The sequence below is a fragment of the Saccharopolyspora tripterygii genome (assembly GCF_054778355.1).
This window is the reverse complement of record NZ_BAAGZP010000027.1, coordinates 191,974-208,229: the sequence shown is the minus strand read 5'-3', so window position 1 is coordinate 208,229 and position 16,256 is coordinate 191,974. Positions and strand designations below refer to the sequence as shown.

Annotated in this window: 15 protein-coding genes; 3 read left to right on the top strand and 12 right to left on the bottom strand. The window is 68.8% G+C overall.

What is annotated here, in order from left to right:
• The first annotated feature begins 84 nt into the window (after positions 1 to 84).
• Positions 85 to 1,272, top strand: a complete 1,188-nt coding sequence (coaE, locus tag ACYVF3_RS20635) for a dephospho-CoA kinase (RefSeq protein ID WP_461155866.1) — start codon at positions 85 to 87, stop codon at positions 1,270 to 1,272.
• A 39-nt stretch (positions 1,273 to 1,311) separates the two neighbouring features.
• On the opposite strand, the gene ACYVF3_RS20630 is transcribed toward coaE, so the two are convergent.
• Together ACYVF3_RS20630 and ACYVF3_RS20625 are read right to left on the bottom strand one after the other, a co-directional pair.
• A complete protein-coding gene (locus tag ACYVF3_RS20630; protein ID WP_461155865.1) occupies positions 1,312 to 1,818 on the bottom strand; it encodes a hypothetical protein in 507 nt (168 codons plus the stop codon).
• Positions 1,819 to 1,934: 116 nt separating this feature from the next.
• Entirely contained in the window at positions 1,935 to 2,531 is a 597-nt protein-coding gene (locus tag ACYVF3_RS20625) for a ribonuclease FAU-1 family protein (protein WP_461155864.1), read from the bottom strand.
• 192 nt (positions 2,532 to 2,723) lie between these two features.
• Here ACYVF3_RS20625 and uvrB point away from each other — a divergent pair, with 192 nt between their 5' ends.
• Together uvrB and ACYVF3_RS20615 are read left to right on the top strand one after the other, a co-directional pair.
• Positions 2,724 to 4,904, top strand: a complete 2,181-nt coding sequence (gene uvrB, locus ACYVF3_RS20620; RefSeq protein ID WP_461155863.1) for an excinuclease ABC subunit UvrB — start codon at positions 2,724 to 2,726, stop codon at positions 4,902 to 4,904.
• A gap of 726 nt (positions 4,905 to 5,630) precedes the next feature.
• Positions 5,631 to 7,190, top strand: coding sequence for an acyl-CoA dehydrogenase family protein (locus tag ACYVF3_RS20615; protein ID WP_461155862.1), 1,560 nt, complete (start codon positions 5,631 to 5,633; stop codon positions 7,188 to 7,190).
• A gap of 66 nt (positions 7,191 to 7,256) precedes the next feature.
• On the opposite strand, the gene ACYVF3_RS20610 is transcribed toward ACYVF3_RS20615, so the two are convergent.
• The 10 genes from ACYVF3_RS20610 to ACYVF3_RS20565 form a co-directional block, all read right to left on the bottom strand.
• The gene (locus tag ACYVF3_RS20610; RefSeq protein WP_461155861.1) at positions 7,257 to 7,817 is read right to left on the bottom strand and encodes a GAF domain-containing protein; all 561 of its coding nucleotides are present in this window, start codon (positions 7,815 to 7,817) and stop codon (positions 7,257 to 7,259) included.
• A 36-nt stretch (positions 7,818 to 7,853) separates the two neighbouring features.
• Positions 7,854 to 8,426 (bottom strand): GTP-binding protein, encoded by a 573-nt coding sequence (locus ACYVF3_RS20605; RefSeq protein ID WP_461155860.1) that lies wholly within the window; start codon positions 8,424 to 8,426, stop codon positions 7,854 to 7,856.
• Positions 8,407 to 8,766, bottom strand: coding sequence for a DUF742 domain-containing protein (locus ACYVF3_RS20600; RefSeq protein ID WP_461155859.1), 360 nt, complete (start codon positions 8,764 to 8,766; stop codon positions 8,407 to 8,409). Before ACYVF3_RS20600 ends, ACYVF3_RS20605 begins: the two co-directional genes overlap by 20 nt.
• Positions 8,767 to 8,768: 2 nt before the next feature.
• Entirely contained in the window at positions 8,769 to 9,209 is a 441-nt protein-coding gene (locus ACYVF3_RS20595) for a roadblock/LC7 domain-containing protein (RefSeq protein WP_461155858.1), read from the bottom strand.
• Positions 9,210 to 9,284: 75 nt separating this feature from the next.
• Positions 9,285 to 10,982: a sensor histidine kinase gene (locus ACYVF3_RS20590; protein WP_461155857.1), complete on the bottom strand. Its 1,698-nt coding sequence runs from the start codon at positions 10,980 to 10,982 to the stop codon at positions 9,285 to 9,287.
• A gap of 322 nt (positions 10,983 to 11,304) precedes the next feature.
• A complete protein-coding gene (locus tag ACYVF3_RS20585; protein WP_461155856.1) occupies positions 11,305 to 12,489 on the bottom strand; it encodes an acyl-CoA dehydrogenase family protein in 1,185 nt (394 codons plus the stop codon).
• A 14-nt stretch (positions 12,490 to 12,503) separates the two neighbouring features.
• Entirely contained in the window at positions 12,504 to 13,460 is a 957-nt protein-coding gene (locus ACYVF3_RS20580; protein ID WP_461155855.1) for a 3-hydroxyacyl-CoA dehydrogenase NAD-binding domain-containing protein, read from the bottom strand.
• The gene (locus tag ACYVF3_RS20575) at positions 13,457 to 14,209 is read right to left on the bottom strand and encodes an acetoacetate decarboxylase (protein WP_461155854.1); all 753 of its coding nucleotides are present in this window, start codon (positions 14,207 to 14,209) and stop codon (positions 13,457 to 13,459) included. The genes ACYVF3_RS20580 and ACYVF3_RS20575 overlap by 4 nt, the downstream gene beginning before the upstream one ends.
• Positions 14,206 to 14,979 carry a crotonase/enoyl-CoA hydratase family protein gene (locus ACYVF3_RS20570; RefSeq protein ID WP_461155853.1) on the bottom strand — a complete coding sequence of 258 codons (774 nt, stop codon included), beginning with the start codon at positions 14,977 to 14,979 and terminating at the stop codon, positions 14,206 to 14,208. Before ACYVF3_RS20570 ends, ACYVF3_RS20575 begins: the two co-directional genes overlap by 4 nt.
• Positions 14,976 to 16,166 (bottom strand): CaiB/BaiF CoA transferase family protein, encoded by a 1,191-nt coding sequence (locus tag ACYVF3_RS20565; protein WP_461155852.1) that lies wholly within the window; start codon positions 16,164 to 16,166, stop codon positions 14,976 to 14,978. The genes ACYVF3_RS20570 and ACYVF3_RS20565 overlap by 4 nt, the downstream gene beginning before the upstream one ends.
• Positions 16,167 to 16,256: the final 90 nt, after the last annotated feature.

Sequence of the window (16,256 nt, the reverse complement as noted above, 5' to 3'; positions counted from 1 at the left end):
CATGATCGATGTCCGTTCCGCCCGGTCGATTCGGACCGGAACTGCCCCCTCACAGACCGATGATCACCTGGCAGGATGTAGCGCATGTTGCGCGTGGGTTTGACCGGAGGCATCGGATCGGGCAAGTCGACGGTGGCTCGGCGGCTGGCCGAGCTCGGCGCGGTGGTGATCGACGCCGACCAGCTCTCGCGGGAAGCGGTCGAGCCCGGCAGCGCGGGGCTCGCCGAGCTGATCGAGCGGTTCGGCGAGGACGTCCTGGACTCCTCGGGCGCCCTGGACCGGCCCGCGCTGGCGGCCAAGGCGTTCGCCGACGAGCAGTCCCGGCTCGACCTGAACGCGATCGTCCACCCCAGGGTCGCCGAGCTCACCGCGAGCCGGATGGCCGAGGCTCCCGCTGATTCCGTGCTGGTGCACGACATCCCGCTGCTGGTGGAAGCCGGATACGCCCCCAACTACCACCTGGTGCTCATCGTCGACGCGGCCGAGGACGTCCGGGTGCAGCGGCTGATCGGCCGCGGGCTCGCCGAGCAGGACGCACGCGCGCGCATCGCCGCGCAGGCCACCGAACAGCAGCGCCGCGAGGTCGCCGACGTGTGGCTGGACAACGGCGGCGAGGTCGAGGACCTGCTCGCGCGCGTCGACGAGCTGTGGAAGGAACGCCTGGTGCCGTTCGAGCGGAACCTGAGGCTGCACCAGCGCGCCGAGTCCACCTCGCCGAAGCTCGTCGACCCGGATCCGGAATGGGCGGCTCAGGCCCGGCGGCTGATCGCCCGCGTGGAGCGAGCGGCAGGGCAGCGCGCGGTGCGCGTCGACCACGTCGGTTCCACGTCGGTGCCGATCCCGGCCAAGGACGTCATCGACCTCCAGCTCACCGTCCGCACCCTCGCCGACGCCGACGCCCTGGCGGAGCCGCTGGGCGAGGCCGGCTTCCCGGTCGTGCCCGCCAGCGACCACGACCACGCCCACGACTTCGCCCCGGAGCCCGAGCAGTGGGCAAAGCGCTTCCACGCCGCGGCGGATCCCGGACGGCAGGTGAACCTGCACGTCCGGGTCGAGGGCACCGCGGGCTGGCAGGTGGCGCTGCTGTTCCCGGACTGGCTCCGGGCGGACCCGCAGGCCCGCGAGGACTACCTCGCGACGAAGCGGCAGGTCGCCGAGGCCCACGCCGGCGACCACGACCACGAGGGCTACGCGGAGGCCAAGGAGCCCTGGTTCGCCGCGAACCTGCCGAGGGCCTTCACCTGGGCGGAGACGACCGGCTGGACCCCCTGAGCCACCCGCCTCCGAGCGGGGTGGCGGGGGATCGGGACGTCACCAGGGGTCGAAGATGCCCCGGTAGGCGAGCCACTGGTTGATCGACCGGTGCAGGCTGACCTCGTCGAGCGTGCGGTGGACCGTCTGGAAGGCGTAGTCGGCCTCGCTCTGCCGGATCGTGCCGGTGGCCACGGCCGAGGCGAACTCGGCCGCCCTGGTGATGCGCGGGCGGCCCTGGTCCGGGATCTCCAGCCCGAGCAGCAGGTTCGTGGTGGCCCAGGACCGGGTGTCGTGGCTGATGGTGACCGCGGTGAGCGTGCTCGGGCTCGGCCGGGAGTGCCGGTTGCGCGGCCGGAACTTCGTCAGCCGCAGACCCAGGTCGGCCAGCAACCAGGTGATCTCGACGTCGTGCTCCGGGGCTTGCGGAGTCGGGCACTCCACGGCCAGCCCCCACCGCTCGACGTGGCAGACCTCCAGCCGGTGCACGTGGCCGGACGGATATCTGCGCTGCGAGCTGAAGAGGTCAATGACTTCCATCAGTTCGGGGGAAATCGCAGCGCTCACAGAATCAGAGAGTAGCGGCGAAAACCGGCAACGTGATCATCAGTACGCGCTTTTAACATAACTTTTCGGCAATGGTCGCTCGACGCGGGCGCGGGGTGCGGAAGCCCTGCCGATGATCACTCCGATGGCGGTAGCGAACGCGGCTCGGGCACGGGACCTTGGGTGGGTTGTCCGTCCCACGACAGCTCGATGTCGTTGTCGTGCAACCACTTCGGCAGGTCGTAGCCGCAGCGGCTGATGCCCTCCATGGCCGCGCCCGCTCGCCGCATCGCGCGTTCGGCGGTCTCCGGGTCGAGCAGTCCGGACTGCACCGCGAGCACGAATTCATCCACGTCGAGCAGTTCCAGTCCGCGGCCCTGGCGCACTTCCAGATCCAGGTAGTGGTCGACGGTCCGCCATTCGGCGTCACCCGATTCGACGTCCACGAGATCGAGGTAGAAATCGATGTCGCGTTCGTGGCCGGGCCGCCAGTACCAGCGCGTCACGCGCAGGCCGAGCGCGGGCAGCAGCCACGATTCGAGGGCGGCGAGGCTGGGGTGGCCGGGCAGCGGCCTGGCCAGGTACAGCCCGAAGGGCTCGCGGTGGAAGCGGCTCACGGTGCGCGCGTGGCCCTTGGGGTCGGTGTTGGTGCCCGCCGCGAGGTCGAACACCTCGGTCTTCGGCGGATGCACGGGCAGTCCCAGACGCTCGGCGATCTCCCGCTGAGTAGTCACACGCACACTCTAAGCGCTCGCACGAGACGGGCGCGACGTTCGAAGCCCGCCGCGCCCGCTATCTCTCTGCCACTGTTCGCAGGTCACCTCCCATCGGTCGGGGCCGGTGACGTAAACCATTGTCCGCCCTAATCCGCTCAGAAGCACCCCGTGACGCAACATGATGTCGGTGGGTGCTCGTACGCTGGTCCCGTGGCTTTTGCGACTGAGCGAACCCCGGAAGAGGACGACGCCGACTCCGTGCGGGCGCACTCCGAGTTCCGGCCGGTCGGCGACATCCCCCGGTCCGACGGCCGGTTCCGCATGGTCAGCGATTACGAGCCCGCCGGTGACCAGCCCCAGGCGATCGAGGACCTGGAGCGGCGGATCAACTCCGGCGAGAAGGACGTGGTCCTGCTCGGCGCCACCGGTACCGGCAAGTCGGCCACCACCGCGTGGCTGGTCGAGCGGATCCAGCGGCCGACGCTGGTGCTGGAGCCGAACAAGACCCTGGCCGCCCAGATGGCCAACGAGCTGCGCGGGTTCTTCCCGGACAACGCCGTGGAGTACTTCGTCAGCTACTACGACTACTACCAGCCCGAGGCCTACGTCCCGCAGACCGACACCTACATCGAGAAGGACTCCTCGATCAACGAGGACGTCGAGCGGCTGCGCCACTCCGCCACCTCGAACCTGCTCTCCCGCCGCGACTGCGTGGTGGTCTCGTCGGTCTCCTGCATCTACGGCCTGGGCACGCCGCAGTCGTACCTGGACCGCGCGATCCCGCTGGAGGTCGGCGGCGAGATCGATCGCGACGTGTTCCTGCGCGCGCTGGTCGACGTGCAGTACAGCCGCAACGACATCGCCTTCGCCCGCGGCACCTTCCGGGTGCGCGGCGACACCGTCGAGATCATCCCCGCGTACGAGGAGCTGGCCGTGCGGGTCGAGTTCTTCGGCGACGAGATCGACCGGCTGCACTACCTGCACCCGCTCACCGGCGAGATCGTCCGCGAGGTGAAGGACCTGCGGATCTTCCCGGCGACCCACTACGTCGCGGGCCCGGAGCGGATGGACAAGGCGATCCGCGCCATCGAGGGCGAGCTGGAAGAGCAGCTGGAGCGCATGGAGAAGCAGAACAAGCTGCTGGAGGCCCAGCGGCTGCGGATGCGCACCCAGTACGACATCGAGATGATGCGCCAGGTCGGGTTCTGCTCGGGCATCGAGAACTACTCGCGGCACATCGACGGCCGCGAGGCGGGTTCGGCACCGGCGACCTTGATCGACTACTTCCCGGACGACTTCCTGCTGGTCATCGACGAGTCGCACCAGACCGTCCCGCAGATCGGCGGGATGTACGAGGGCGACGCGTCCCGGAAGCGGACGCTGGTCGAGCACGGCTTCCGCCTGCCCAGCGCACTGGACAACCGGCCGCTGACCTTCGAGGAGTTCTCCGACCGCATCGGCCAGAGCGTCTACCTCTCGGCCACCCCCGGCCCGTACGAGATGGCGCAGGCGGGCGGCGAGTTCGTCGAGCAGGTCATCCGCCCGACGGGCCTGATCGACCCGGAGGTCGTGGTCAAGCCCACCGAGGGCCAGATCGACGACCTGGTGCACGAGATCCGCGAGCGCGCCGACCGCGACGAGCGCGTACTGGTGACCACGCTGACCAAGAAGATGGCCGAGGACCTCACCGACTACCTGCTGGAGCTGGGCATCCGGGTGCGCTACCTGCACTCCGAGGTGGACACCCTGCGGCGGGTGGAGCTGCTGCGGCAGCTGCGGCTCGGCGAGTACGACGTGCTGGTCGGCATCAACCTGCTGCGCGAGGGTCTGGACCTCCCGGAGGTCTCGCTGGTGTCCATCCTGGATGCCGACAAGGAGGGATTCCTGCGCTCCGGGACGTCTTTGGTGCAGACCATCGGTCGTGCGGCGCGCAACGTGTCCGGTCAGGTGCACATGTACGCCGACCGCGTCACCGACTCCATGCAGCACGCGATCGATGAGACCAACCGGCGTCGGGCAAAGCAGACCGCCTACAACGAGGAGCGCGGCCTCGATCCGCAGCCGCTGCGCAAGAAGATCGCCGACATCCTCGACCGCGTCTACAGCGAGGCGGAGGACACCGAGGAATCGGTGGCCGTGGGCGGTTCCGGCCGCAACACCTCGCGCGGCAAGAAGCCCTCCGGCGAGGCCGTGGCCAGCGCCGGCCTGCTGGAGGACCGCGACATCTCGGCGATGCCGCGCGCCGAGATGGCCGACCTGGTGCAGCAGCTCAACGACCAGATGATGAACGCCGCGCGGGAGTTGCAGTTCGAGCTGGCGGCCCGGTTGCGCGACGAGATCGCCGACCTGAAGAAGGAGATCCGGGGGATGGACGCCGCGGGCATCGAGTGAGCCGTGCGCGGTAGGTGATCAAGCTCTCGCCCACCGCGCACGGTTCTCCGCCGGGTCGTCGAGAAGCGGAAGCGCATCCTCGATTACTGGCGAGTTGTGGTCATGACCTCGCACTATTCCCGTTCTGGTCCACAGTGGATTCTCCTTTGCGGAAACCGCTCGCGAGTGGGGTCGATTTACTCACAGAATTCTCAGACTCCGTCCACCAGCAGCGATTACTTTCCGTTGTTCAGCTCACTGAGAAGGGGGTACCCCGCATTGGTGAGGTGAGGTAATTTCGCTCTCCTGCTGTGTTCACGTGGATGCTGCTGGTAGTGCGAGGAAACGGAGTTTTCGAGATGGATCCCGGTCGGTCGCCCAGGCCTCGCTCCCTCCGAGGGCCTTCGCCGATCCGGCCCGAGATCCGGTCTGCACGGCGTGAACTCAGCAGAACTCGGCAACCTCGCCTCCCCACAGCTGACGGCGTGCCACCCCCCACTCGCCGGTAGAGCAACGTTGTCGTTGCCCTCCGGGCACCCCCACTGCCCGGGCCGGTTCCTGCGCACGTCTGAAGCCGGGGTCGCCTTTCACATCAGCGGAACGCACATGAGATGACGAACGCGGAAATCAACGCGTGCCGAATTGCCGGCGCGGCCGGGTTCGTCGGATCGAACGCGCCCGCAGAACCACCCCCTCTTCGCGAACTGTCCCCCTCGCGAGTGCCTTTCCAGGAAGGACCTGTCGGAAATGGAGTCGACCGAAAGCGGTTCCCCGAACCCCGGCGCGGCGTCGGAGATGCTCGATTTCCTGCGCAGATACAGCAGGGAGCAACTCGACTCCCGGCGCATGGACGAACGTCGGGGCTTCCACCTGTCCCTGATCCCCGACCTCGCCCAGGCGGGCCTGTTGGGCCTGCAAATCCCCCAGCGCTACCAAGGCCAGGAGCTCTCGCACTCCGACACCGTCAGAGTCTGGCGGCAGTCCGGTGCGATCGACTGCAACCTGCTGATCCTGCTCGCCGTGCACAACACCCTCGGAGTCCCGCCGATCCTGGAGTTCGCCTCGGAGGACGTGCGCTCGGCGGTGCTGCCGGAACTCGCGCACGGCCGCAGGCTGGTGACCAGCGCGATCAGCGAGCAGGGCATGGGCTCGCACGTGCGGGCGGTCTCCGCCGATGCGACCAAGCGGCCGGACGGCTCCTACGTGCTCAACGGTGGCAAGCAGTGGATCTCGATGGGCGCCGACGCCCACTACGTCAACGTCTTCGCGCGTCTGACCGATGAGAACGGGCAGGACGCCGGGATCACCGGATTCCTGGTCGACGCCTCCTCACCCGGGTTCGTGCGCGGACCGGAGGTCATCACGCTCGGACTCAAGGCCGTGCCGCAGAACAGCCTCAGCCTGGAGAACCTGCACGTCCCTGCCGAGCGCCTGCTCGGCGAGGAGGGCGAGGGCCTGGTCGCCGCCAAGACCGCGTTCACGCAGGGCAGGCTCATGCTGGCCGCAGGCTCGCTCGGCGCCGCGATGCGGGCGCTGGAGCTGACGCAGCGCTTCGCCCGGCGCCGCGAGGTGGCCACCGGCAACCTCGCCGAGAACGGCCGGATCCAGCAGATCATCGCCGAATCGGTGGCCGCGATCCAGGCCGTGGAGCTGCTGGTCGAGCACATCGCCGAGCGGCTGGACACCGGCCGCGAGGTGCCCGAGCCGTTCTACTTCGCCGCGAAGATCCTGGGCTGCGAGCTGATGTGGCAGGTCGTCGACCGCTGCGTGCAGCTGCTGGGCGCTCGCGGGTTCGTCGACACCAACGTCGTCGGGCAGTTCTACCGGGACTACCGGCTGTTCCGGATCTTCGAGGGCACCACCGAGGCGATCACCGTCTACTTGGGTTCGATGATCCTCAAGCACCCGCAGCAGTTCTTCTCGGTCTTCGACGACTTCGAGGTGGGCCACAAGCTCGGCGACTACCTCTCCCGAATCGACAAGCTCACGACCACCACGACCACCAGCCGTCAGCAGCGCCACATCCTGGCCAACCAGATCGGCGAGCTGGCCTGCTGGGCGATCGTGGCGGTGCTCGCCGCGGACGGGCGCAACCGCTCCTCGATGTTCGCCCACACGGCGTCCTGGAGCGAGCAGCAGCTGCTCGGCAAGCTGCAGGTCGCGGAGGACAGCAGGCCGTTCGTGGATCTGCCCACCGTGGACGAGCTCGCGCGCTACATCGGCGATTTCGAGGAGTCCATCGGCAACGTCGAGCAGCGCAGGCCCGGCATCCAGCACGACCTGGACCTGCTCCTGCGACGCGGCTGACCGGAGGCGGACAGCAGAAGGGCGGGACCGCCGTGCCGGTCCCGCCCTCGTGCTCTCCGGTGGTCTTCAGCCGGCCTGCAGGTCGCGTTCCCGCCGGTGCACCAGCTCGACGCCCTCGCCGGCCAGCGCCTTGATGGCGTTGAGGCCGTCGCGGCCCCACGGGCGCACCTCGCTGTCGATGACGCAGACCGTGCCCAGCGCCATACCGGTGCGGTCGATCAGCGGGGCTCCCAGGTAGGAGCGGACGTTCATCTTGTCCACGACGTCGTTCCCCGCGAAGCGCGGGTAGTCGCAGACGTCTTCGAGGACCAGCGCCATCCGACGGGCGATGACGTGCGGGCAGTAGCCCGTCTCCATCGGTGCGGAGCGCGGGTCGACGTCGGACTTGGGCTCCTCCATCCCCGTGGCCTTGGTGAACAGGCCACCCAGGTACTGGTGGGTGTCGGTGATGAAGTTGACCATCGCGTTGGGCACGCCGAGGGTTTGGGCGACCCGCTGCGCGAAGGCGTCGAACTCCGGATCGGCGGCGTCGCCCAGACCGAGCTGGCGCAGCCGCGCGGCGCGCTCGTGCGCGTGCGAGTCGACGGGACTGAGGTGCCGGTGTCCGGCAGCATCGAAAGTCGTCACGAGAGGCTCCGATTTCGGTGGGGGATTCGAGCGGGGTTACAGGGCGCGGGTCACCATCACGTGCTCGATGAGCTGAACCAGCACCGAGGCAGCGGAACGGCGATCGCGCGCGTCGCAGAGCACGACCGGGATGTGGGGTTTGATGTCCAGTGCTTGCCGTACCTCCTCGGGTTGGTAGCGGAAGCTGTTCTCGAACTGGTTGACCGCCACGAGGAAGTCGATGCCGCGACGTTCGAAGAACTCCACGGCCGCGAAGCAGTCCTCCAACCGGCGCGTGTCGGCCAGGACGACCGCGCCCAGGGCGCCGTCGACCAGGTCGTCCCACATGAACCAGAAGCGGTCCTGCCCTGGAGTGCCGAATAGGAACAGGACGATGTTCTGCGGGTTGAACGTGATTCGACCGAAGTCCATCGCCACGGTGGTCGTGGTCTTGTCTCCCACACCGGTCAGGTCATCGTGCCCGACGCTGGCGACGGTGAGCGTCTCCTCCGTGGTCAGCGGCTCGATCTCGCTGACCGAATGGATGAACGTGGTCTTCCCGACTCCGAACCCACCCGCTATGAGGAACTTGAACGAGGTCGGGAATGGCTCAGAGCTGTTGGAGCCCATTCAGCAAAGCCTCCAGTTGATCGCGCTTCGGCACGTCGGCGGGTGCGTGGGTGGTGAGCGCTCCCCAGTCGATGAGGTCGGAGAGCAGCACTTTGGTGACTACGGCAGGTTGCCGCAGGTGAGCGGCCACCTCGGCGACCGAGGTGGCGTGCCGGCACAGGTTCAGCATCTTGGCGTGGACGGGTTCGATCCGGTCCGGCGAGAACCGCCCGGTCGAGCGCACCAGTGACTGCAGGGACAGCGGCTCGCTGGGCTCCGTCCGTCCGTTGGTCAGCGAGTACGGGCGCAGCAGCGGGCCGGCTTCGTTGTCCAGCCAAGGTTTGTCCGCGGGTCCGGGCATGCTCACCTGCCCATCTCACCGGCGCTCCGCGCGGCGGTGGGCTGCCGCATGGGGGTAGTCAGGTGGTTCGGGACTCGCTTGACGAGCTGGGCGATCTCGTAGCCGAGCACGGCCGCGTCGGCTTCCGGGGTGGCCAGCACGACGAGCACGGCTCCGCTACCGGCGGCGGAGACGAACACGACGAGGTCGTTGAACTCGACCACGACCTGTCGGACGCCGCCGCCGTTCATGCCGAACCGGCGACCGCCGTTGCGGGCCAGCGAGCACTGCGCGGCGGCCCACGCGGCGAGGGCGTCGGCCTCGTCGTTGTCCAGGCCTCTGTAGTACCGCTTGATTCCGTCCGTGGAGGCGAGCAGGGCACAGCGGGTGTGCGGGACTCGTCGGAGCAGGTCGGCGAGTAGCCAACTCAGGTCGGACGACGAGCCCGCTGCGTCATTGGCCATTGTGGAAAACGTCTCCTGACTCTTCTCACTGCGCAGGGCAGATCTTGTGCGGGGGAGGGGGTGTGGCGGTGCGGGTCAGCCCTGGCCCGGTCTGTCGTCCGACGCGCCGCCTTCGACACCCGAGCGGAAGGACGCGTACAGGCTCGGGCTGGGCCCGCCCTGCGGCTTCTCCTCGGGTTCGGGTGCGGAGGACCCTTCCGCGAGCTGCGGAACCAGGTAGCTGCGGGTGCGGTCGCGCCTGGGGAGCGCGGGCCGTTGCGCGTTGTCGGCGTTGTGGGGGCCGGACGTGGTGATGGGCGGAGCTTCCGGCACAGCGCCGGAGTGGCGGCCGTAGGGGTTCTGCGGCTGCCGGGTGGGGAGCTCCTCGCGGACCGCGGGCTGCGGCCCGGTCGCGTAGGCCGGCTGCTGGCCGGTGTGGCGACCGTTGTTGAACGTCTGCGGGGCGGGAATCATCGACGTGGCCGAACCGTGGCCGTTGGTCTGCGGTTCGAAGGTCGACAGCACGCTGCTGGAGCTCTGCGCGGCGGAGTCGTCGGGTTCGACGTCGGTCTCGCCCAGCAGGTTGTTGGGGATGACCACGTGCGCGTCGGTGCCGCCGTACATGTTGTTCTCCAGCTCGACGCCGATGTGGTGGCGGTGAGCCAGCTGCGCCACCACGTAGAGGCCGATGCGGCCGTCGCGCAGCTGGGCGTCGCGGTCGACCTCGTCGGGGTTGTTGAGCAGCCCGTTGAGCGTGATCCGGTTGCGCTGGTCGATGCCCAGTCCGCGGTCGCGGATGTCGATGGCCAGGCCCGCGGTGACGATCTGGCTGTTGATGCTGACCTGCGTGTCGGGCTCGGAGAAGGCGGTGGCGTTCTCCACCAGCTCGGCGATGAGGTGGATGACGTCGGCGACGGCGTGCCCGTGCAGCGTGCCCTCGACCGGCGGGATCACCTTGACGCGGGCGTAGTGCTCGACCTCGGCGACCGCGGAGCGCAGCACGGTGTACATCGCGACCGGCTTGCTCCACTGCCGCCGCGGCATCGAACCACCGAGCACCGCGAGCGATTCGGCCTGCCTGCGCACACCGGTGACCAGGTGGTCCACCGCGAACAGGCCCTTGAGCAGGTCCGGGTCCTCGACCTGCTGCTCCAGCTCGTCGAGCCGCTGGATGGCTCGGTGGGCCAGCGACTGCACGCGCCGCGCGAGGTTGGCGAAGACCGCGACGCCCGGGTCGACGCTGCTCTGCGCGGGTTGCTCGCTCTGCATGCGCACCAGCGCGAACTCCACGGCCATCTGGGCCTGCCGGAGTTCGTGGGCGAGCTGCTCGTAGGGGCTGCCGGTGACGGGCTCGCCGGTGGGCCACTTGGGCGCGGGCTGCTGACCGGCCTGGATCTGCTCGACCAGGTGGGGGAGTTCGCGGGTGCCCTGGGCGACGGTGCCGCGCAGCGACTCGATCCACTGGTGGGAGTTGCGCAGCGACTCCTGCAACCGGGCCTGGGGCTCGTTGCCGGATTCGTGGATCCGTGCGTCGACCTCGTCGGCCAGCGCGTTCGTGCGCAGGTATCCGCCGACGACGACGGCGATGCTGGCGAGGATGCCGACGGCCAGCACGGTGTAGCGCAGTTCAGGTGGCGGGACGAAGACCAGGGCGACCGCCGTGGCGATCCCGATCAGCGCCGTCACTGCCAGGGACACCACGACCAGCCGCTGGAGCTTCGCCCGAAGATCGTTGTGGGGAGGTGCTTCGGGGGCTCGGTCGGTTCGGATCGCGGGTAAGGGGCTTTCAGACATCAGCGTCCTTGGTACGGGGGTTTCGGTGACGGGCACCGCAGTGCCGAGAAGTCGGGGGCGTCACCGGGGACAACTGGTGCTCCACTAATGATCAAAAGTATCACTCGGCGTGATGATAGTGCGCTCGGCCGCTGAATTGGACCTTTCCGCCCAACGATGCCTCCATTGAGCGGATGGACGAGCCATCCGGCGGTCTGCGAGAAGGCCGCCCACCTCGGAAATCGAGGCGGACGGCCGGTTCTCGTCCGTTGCGTCAAATTTTCGTTGAAACTGGGAGGATTGGAGTGCAAGTACCCGATCGGGTCACATTTCGGTAGAGGTTCTAGGCGAACGCGCTCAGGCCGGTGATCGACTTGCCGACGATGAGGGTGTTCATCTCGCGGGAGCCCTCGAAGGAGTAGACCGCTTCGGCGTCGGCGAAGAACTTCGCGACCTCGTGATCTAGAACGATTCCGTTGCCGCCGAACAACTCCCGGGCCCAGGACACGACCTCGCGCATCTTGGTGGTGGTGAAGGCCTTGGCCAGCGCCGCCTGCTCGGCGCTTCCGGAACCCTGCGCCACCAGCTGGTTGAGCCGCACCACGACGCCGAACATGGCGGTGATGTTGCCCAGCATCTTGACCAGCAGGTCCTGGATCATCTGGAAGCCGCCGATCGGCTTGCCGAACTGCTCGCGGTTGACCGCGTACTCGCGGGCCAGCTCGTAGGCGCGCACCGCCACGCCCAGCGCCTGCCAAGCGACGCCGCCGCGGGTCATGGCCAGCACCTTCGCGGTGTCGCGGAAGCTGTTGACCTGCTGCAACCGGTTCGCTTCCGGAACGCGGACGTCGGTGAGCGCGATGTCGGCGTTCTGCACGGCCCGCAGCGCGATCTTGCCCTCGATCTTGCTGGTGGCGAAGCCCGGCCTGCCCTTCTCCACCACGAATCCCTTGACGTTGCCGTCGGCCTCGTCCTTGGCCCACACCACGACGAGGTCGGCGAACGTGCCGTTGCCGATCCAGCGCTTGGCTCCGTTGAGCACCCACTCGTCGCCCTCCTTGCGGGCGGTGGTGCGCATGCCGCCGGCGACGTCGGACCCGCCCTCGGGCTCGGTCAGCGCGAACGCGCCGATCCGCTCCATCTCCACCATGTCCGGGATCCAGCGGTCGCGCTGCCGCTGGTCGCCGCCGTGGTAGATGCTGCCCATCGCCAATCCGGTGTGGACGCCGGAGAACACGGCCATGGAGGGGTCGATCCGGTTGAGCTCCAGGCTCAGGAACCCGGTGAACAGCGGGCTCCGCTGCTTTCCGTCGCCGTGCTCGGTGAACTGGTAGCCCGCCAGCCGCAGCTCGGCGAACTTCTCGACGACCTCGAACGGGAACTCCGAGGTGTCCCACGCGTGGTTGGTCAGCGGTTTGACCTCTCGTTCCAGGTACTCGCGGATTTCGGCCAGCTCGGCGCGCTCGGACTCGCCGAGCAGGTCGTAGAAGCCGAAGAAATCGGGGTTGGTGATCGCGGGCTTGGGCATCTTCTTCTTCCTCGTCAGACTGTTCCGTCCGCGCCTGTTTCGATTCCGAACAGGGCGGCGTTGATCGCGTTGTGCTTGCGGTCGCGGGTGCGGGCGCGGTCGCGGTAGGCATCGGGCCCGGAGCCGTAGGCGGCCTCGGTCTGCTCGACGAGCGAGGTGGTGGTGGCCTCGTCGAGCTCCGGGCGGCCCAGATCGGCCCAGCGCTCGGCCATGCCGACGCCGAGGTGCGCCATCATGTGGCGGATCCCGCCCGGTCCGCCTCCCAGGTGGAAGCTCTCGAACGGGCCGATGGTCGCGTAGCGGCCGCCCAGCGACGCCTTCATCACCGCGTCGAGCTCGGCCGCGGACACGACGCCCTGCCGCACCAGCGACACCGACTCGCGCATGACCGCGCTCTGCAGCCGGTTGGCGACGAAGCCGGGAACCTCCTTGTGCACCCGCACCGGTGTCTTGCCCAGGTCTCGGTAGAACCCGATCGCCCGCTGCACGACGTCCTCGTCGGTCGCGCCGGGAACGATCTCCACCAGCGGCACCACCTGCGGCGGGTTGAACGGGTGGGCGATCAGCAGCCGCGCGGCCACCTCCTCGGGCAGCTCGGCGGCGATCGCGGAGGCCACGATCCCGGAGCTGGAGGAGGCCAGCACCGCGCCGGACGGGGCGTGCCGGGCGACCTCGGCGAACAGCTGCTGCTTGAACTCCAGCCGTTCCGGGCCGTTCTCCTGCACCAGCTGCGCGTTCTCCACCGCCTCGGCCAGGTCGCCGGTGGCGCTGATGCGTTCGCGCAGCGACGCGACCTGCGCGCCGGGCATGCTCTCGGCGAGCATCGGCAGCGCGTCGTCGATGGCCTCGTCGAGGTCCTCGCGTGGATCGGTGACCCGCACCTCCAGCCCGGCGTGCGCGAACAGCGCGGTCCACGCCAGCCCGATGGTCCCGGCGCCGACCACCGCGACGTTCGTCCACTCGGTTCTCATGCCTGAACCCCTTCCTCCGCCAGGTAGTCGTGGACCGGGGCGACTCCGGACAACGTGAGATCGGTGATGACGTGGCTGGCCGAGACGACCTCGCGGACGGGGAGGTCGGCCAGCGGTGCCAGCGCGTGCTCGAACAGCTGCAACCGCGCGGGACCGGTGAAGGCCTGCTTGACGGTGATGTCGGTGATGCGGGTGCGCACCAGCTCGGCGATCCGCGGCCGGTGGTCGTAGCCGGGGACGAGCTTGAGCATGTAGGTCGGCACCGTGATCTCGGCCTCGGCGGCGGCAAGATCCATCGGGAACCACTGGTAGCCCATCGTGGCCGTGGCGACCCGTTCCGAGCCGTAGTCCAACGTCCCCACCAGCGCGGACTCGTCGACCTTCAGCGCGGGGTGGCCCATCACCTTCGGGTAGGCGCTGGCCTCGCGGCCCGCGACGGTGGCGGGGAAGTTGTTCAGGTACATCGCGTGCAGGTACTCGCCGCGCTCCTCGCCGAATCGGACCGGAATCGCTTGCCCCGCCTCGACGTACGGGCCGAACGAGGTGACCTGGCCCATGTTCATGATCTCGAAGCGCACCAGCGGTTCGTCGAACTCCAGCGGTTCGGGGACCACTGCGCGCAACGCCTCCGGATCGGTCCGGTAGACGACGTTGAGGTACTCGCGGTCGGTGAAGCGCGCGACGGCCGGTGCGTAGGCCGGTGCGTTCAGCGGTGTCGCCAGGTGCTGCAGGATTCGTTCGCGATTCATCGTCCCGTCCACTTCGGTGCGCGCTTCTCGGTGAAGGCCCGGACGCCCTCGGCGAAGTCGGCGGACTCGTGGAGCCCGCGGATCTCGCCGCGCTGCGCGGAGAAGGCCTCCGGTTCGGGCAGCCGGTCGGCGTGCCGCACGACCTGCTTGACCGCGGCCAGCGCCAGCGGCGCGTTGGCGCTGAGCTCGGCCGCCAGCTCCAGCGCGGCGTCGAGCGCGCCGCCCTCGGAGGTGACCTGGTTGACCAGGCCCAGCTCCGCCGCGCGGCCGGCGTCGATGGTGCGGCCGGTCAGCAGCAGTTCCATCGCGAGGTGGTGCGGGATGCGCTGGGGCAGGCGGATCGCGCCGCCGCCACCGGCGATCAGCCCGCGCTTGACCTCCGGCAGCGCGAACCGCGCACCGGCCGAGGCGACGATCAGGTCGCAGGCCAGCGCCAGCTCGAACCCGCCGCCCATCGCGAAGCCCTCGACCGCGGCGACCAGGGGCTTGGCGTTGTCGAACTCGGTGAGGCCGGCGAAGCCCCGGCCGTCGACGCTGGGCGATTCCCCGCGCGCGGCGGCCTTGAGGTCCATCCCCGCGCTGAAGGTGCCCGCGGAGCCGGTCAGCACTCCCACCCGCAGCTGCGGGTCGGCGTCGAGCTCGTCGACGGCCGCGGCGATGCCGTGGGCGACGTCTGCGTCGACCGCGTTGCGGGCCTGCGGCCGGTTGAGGGTGATCACCAGGACGTCACCGCGGTTCTCGGTCAGCACGGTGGTGTTCGGAGTGCTCATGCCGCCTTCCCCTCGGTGTCGTCGTCGAGCTCGGCCATGACCGCGTCGGTGTCCTGGCCCGGGATCGGCGGGTGCAGGCGGATCGTGGCCGGGGTGGCGGAGAACTGCATCGGGACGCCCACCTGGCGGTAGCTGCCCTCGGTGGGGTGCTCGGCCAGGTCGAGGAGATGGCCTTGCTGGACGTAGGGATCGTCGGCGGCCTCGTCGAGCCGCAGCACCGGGCCGACCGGGATGCTGCACTCGGTGCACACCTGGATCCAGTCGGCGGTGGTCAGGTTCGGCGTTACCGATTCCATGAGCTCGACCAGCGCCGTGCCGTGCTCCCTGGCGTCGACGTAGTCACCCGACAGGCGCGGATCGTCGGCCAGATCGGGACGTCCAGCGGCGGTGAACAGGTCGCGGAAGTTCTTCGGCGAGTACGGCATGATCATCGCGTAGCCGTCCGCCGTAGGGCGGGCGCGGTGGCCGGTGTTCATCGACAGCGGGAAGCCGGTGTCGGTCTTCGGCGGCTCGTAGATCCGGCCTTGCAGGTGCTCGACCAGGTTGAACGCCAGCATCGTGTCGGTCATCGGCACCTCGACCAGCTGTCCCCGCCCGGTCGCGCGCTGGTGGACCAGGGCCGCCAGCGCCGAGTAGGCGATGGTCAGCGCGGCGACCTTGTCCCCGAAGATGCTCGGGAGCACGACGGGTTCGCCGATGTCACCCGCGCGCTGGGCGAGGTCGAGCAGCCCGGACGCGGCCTGCACGGTCTCGTCGTAGGCGGCGAGCTCGGCGCGGTCGGAATCGGGGCGAAACCCCTGGGCGTGGGCGTAGATCAGGTGCGGGTTGTCGTCGGCGAGGCTCTCGTAGTCCATGCCCAGGCGGCGCAGCGCGTTGATCCGCATGTTGGTGATCACGATGTCGGCGCTGCCGATGAGGTCCCTCGCGCGCTGGGCGTCGCCGGAGTCCTTGAGGTCGAGCGCGACGCTGCGCTTGTTGCGGTTGACGTTCATCGCCAGCGGTGTCATGCCGGGCGTGCGGTGCACGTTGCCGAGGCGGACGGTGTCCTTCGGCGATTCGATCTTGATCACGTCTGCACCGAGATCGCCGAGGATCTGGGCCGCGTACGGGCCCATGACCACGGTCGCCATGTCGATGACGCGCACACCGGCCAGCGGGCCGGAGGCGTTGTCAGCGGGGGTTGCCATCACCACTCCTAGTGCGTCGGGAAATAACCCCGAAACGACTTATTTGCTTCGCTAACTACGTTAGGTCCGCAATGGAGAGGTGTTCAATTG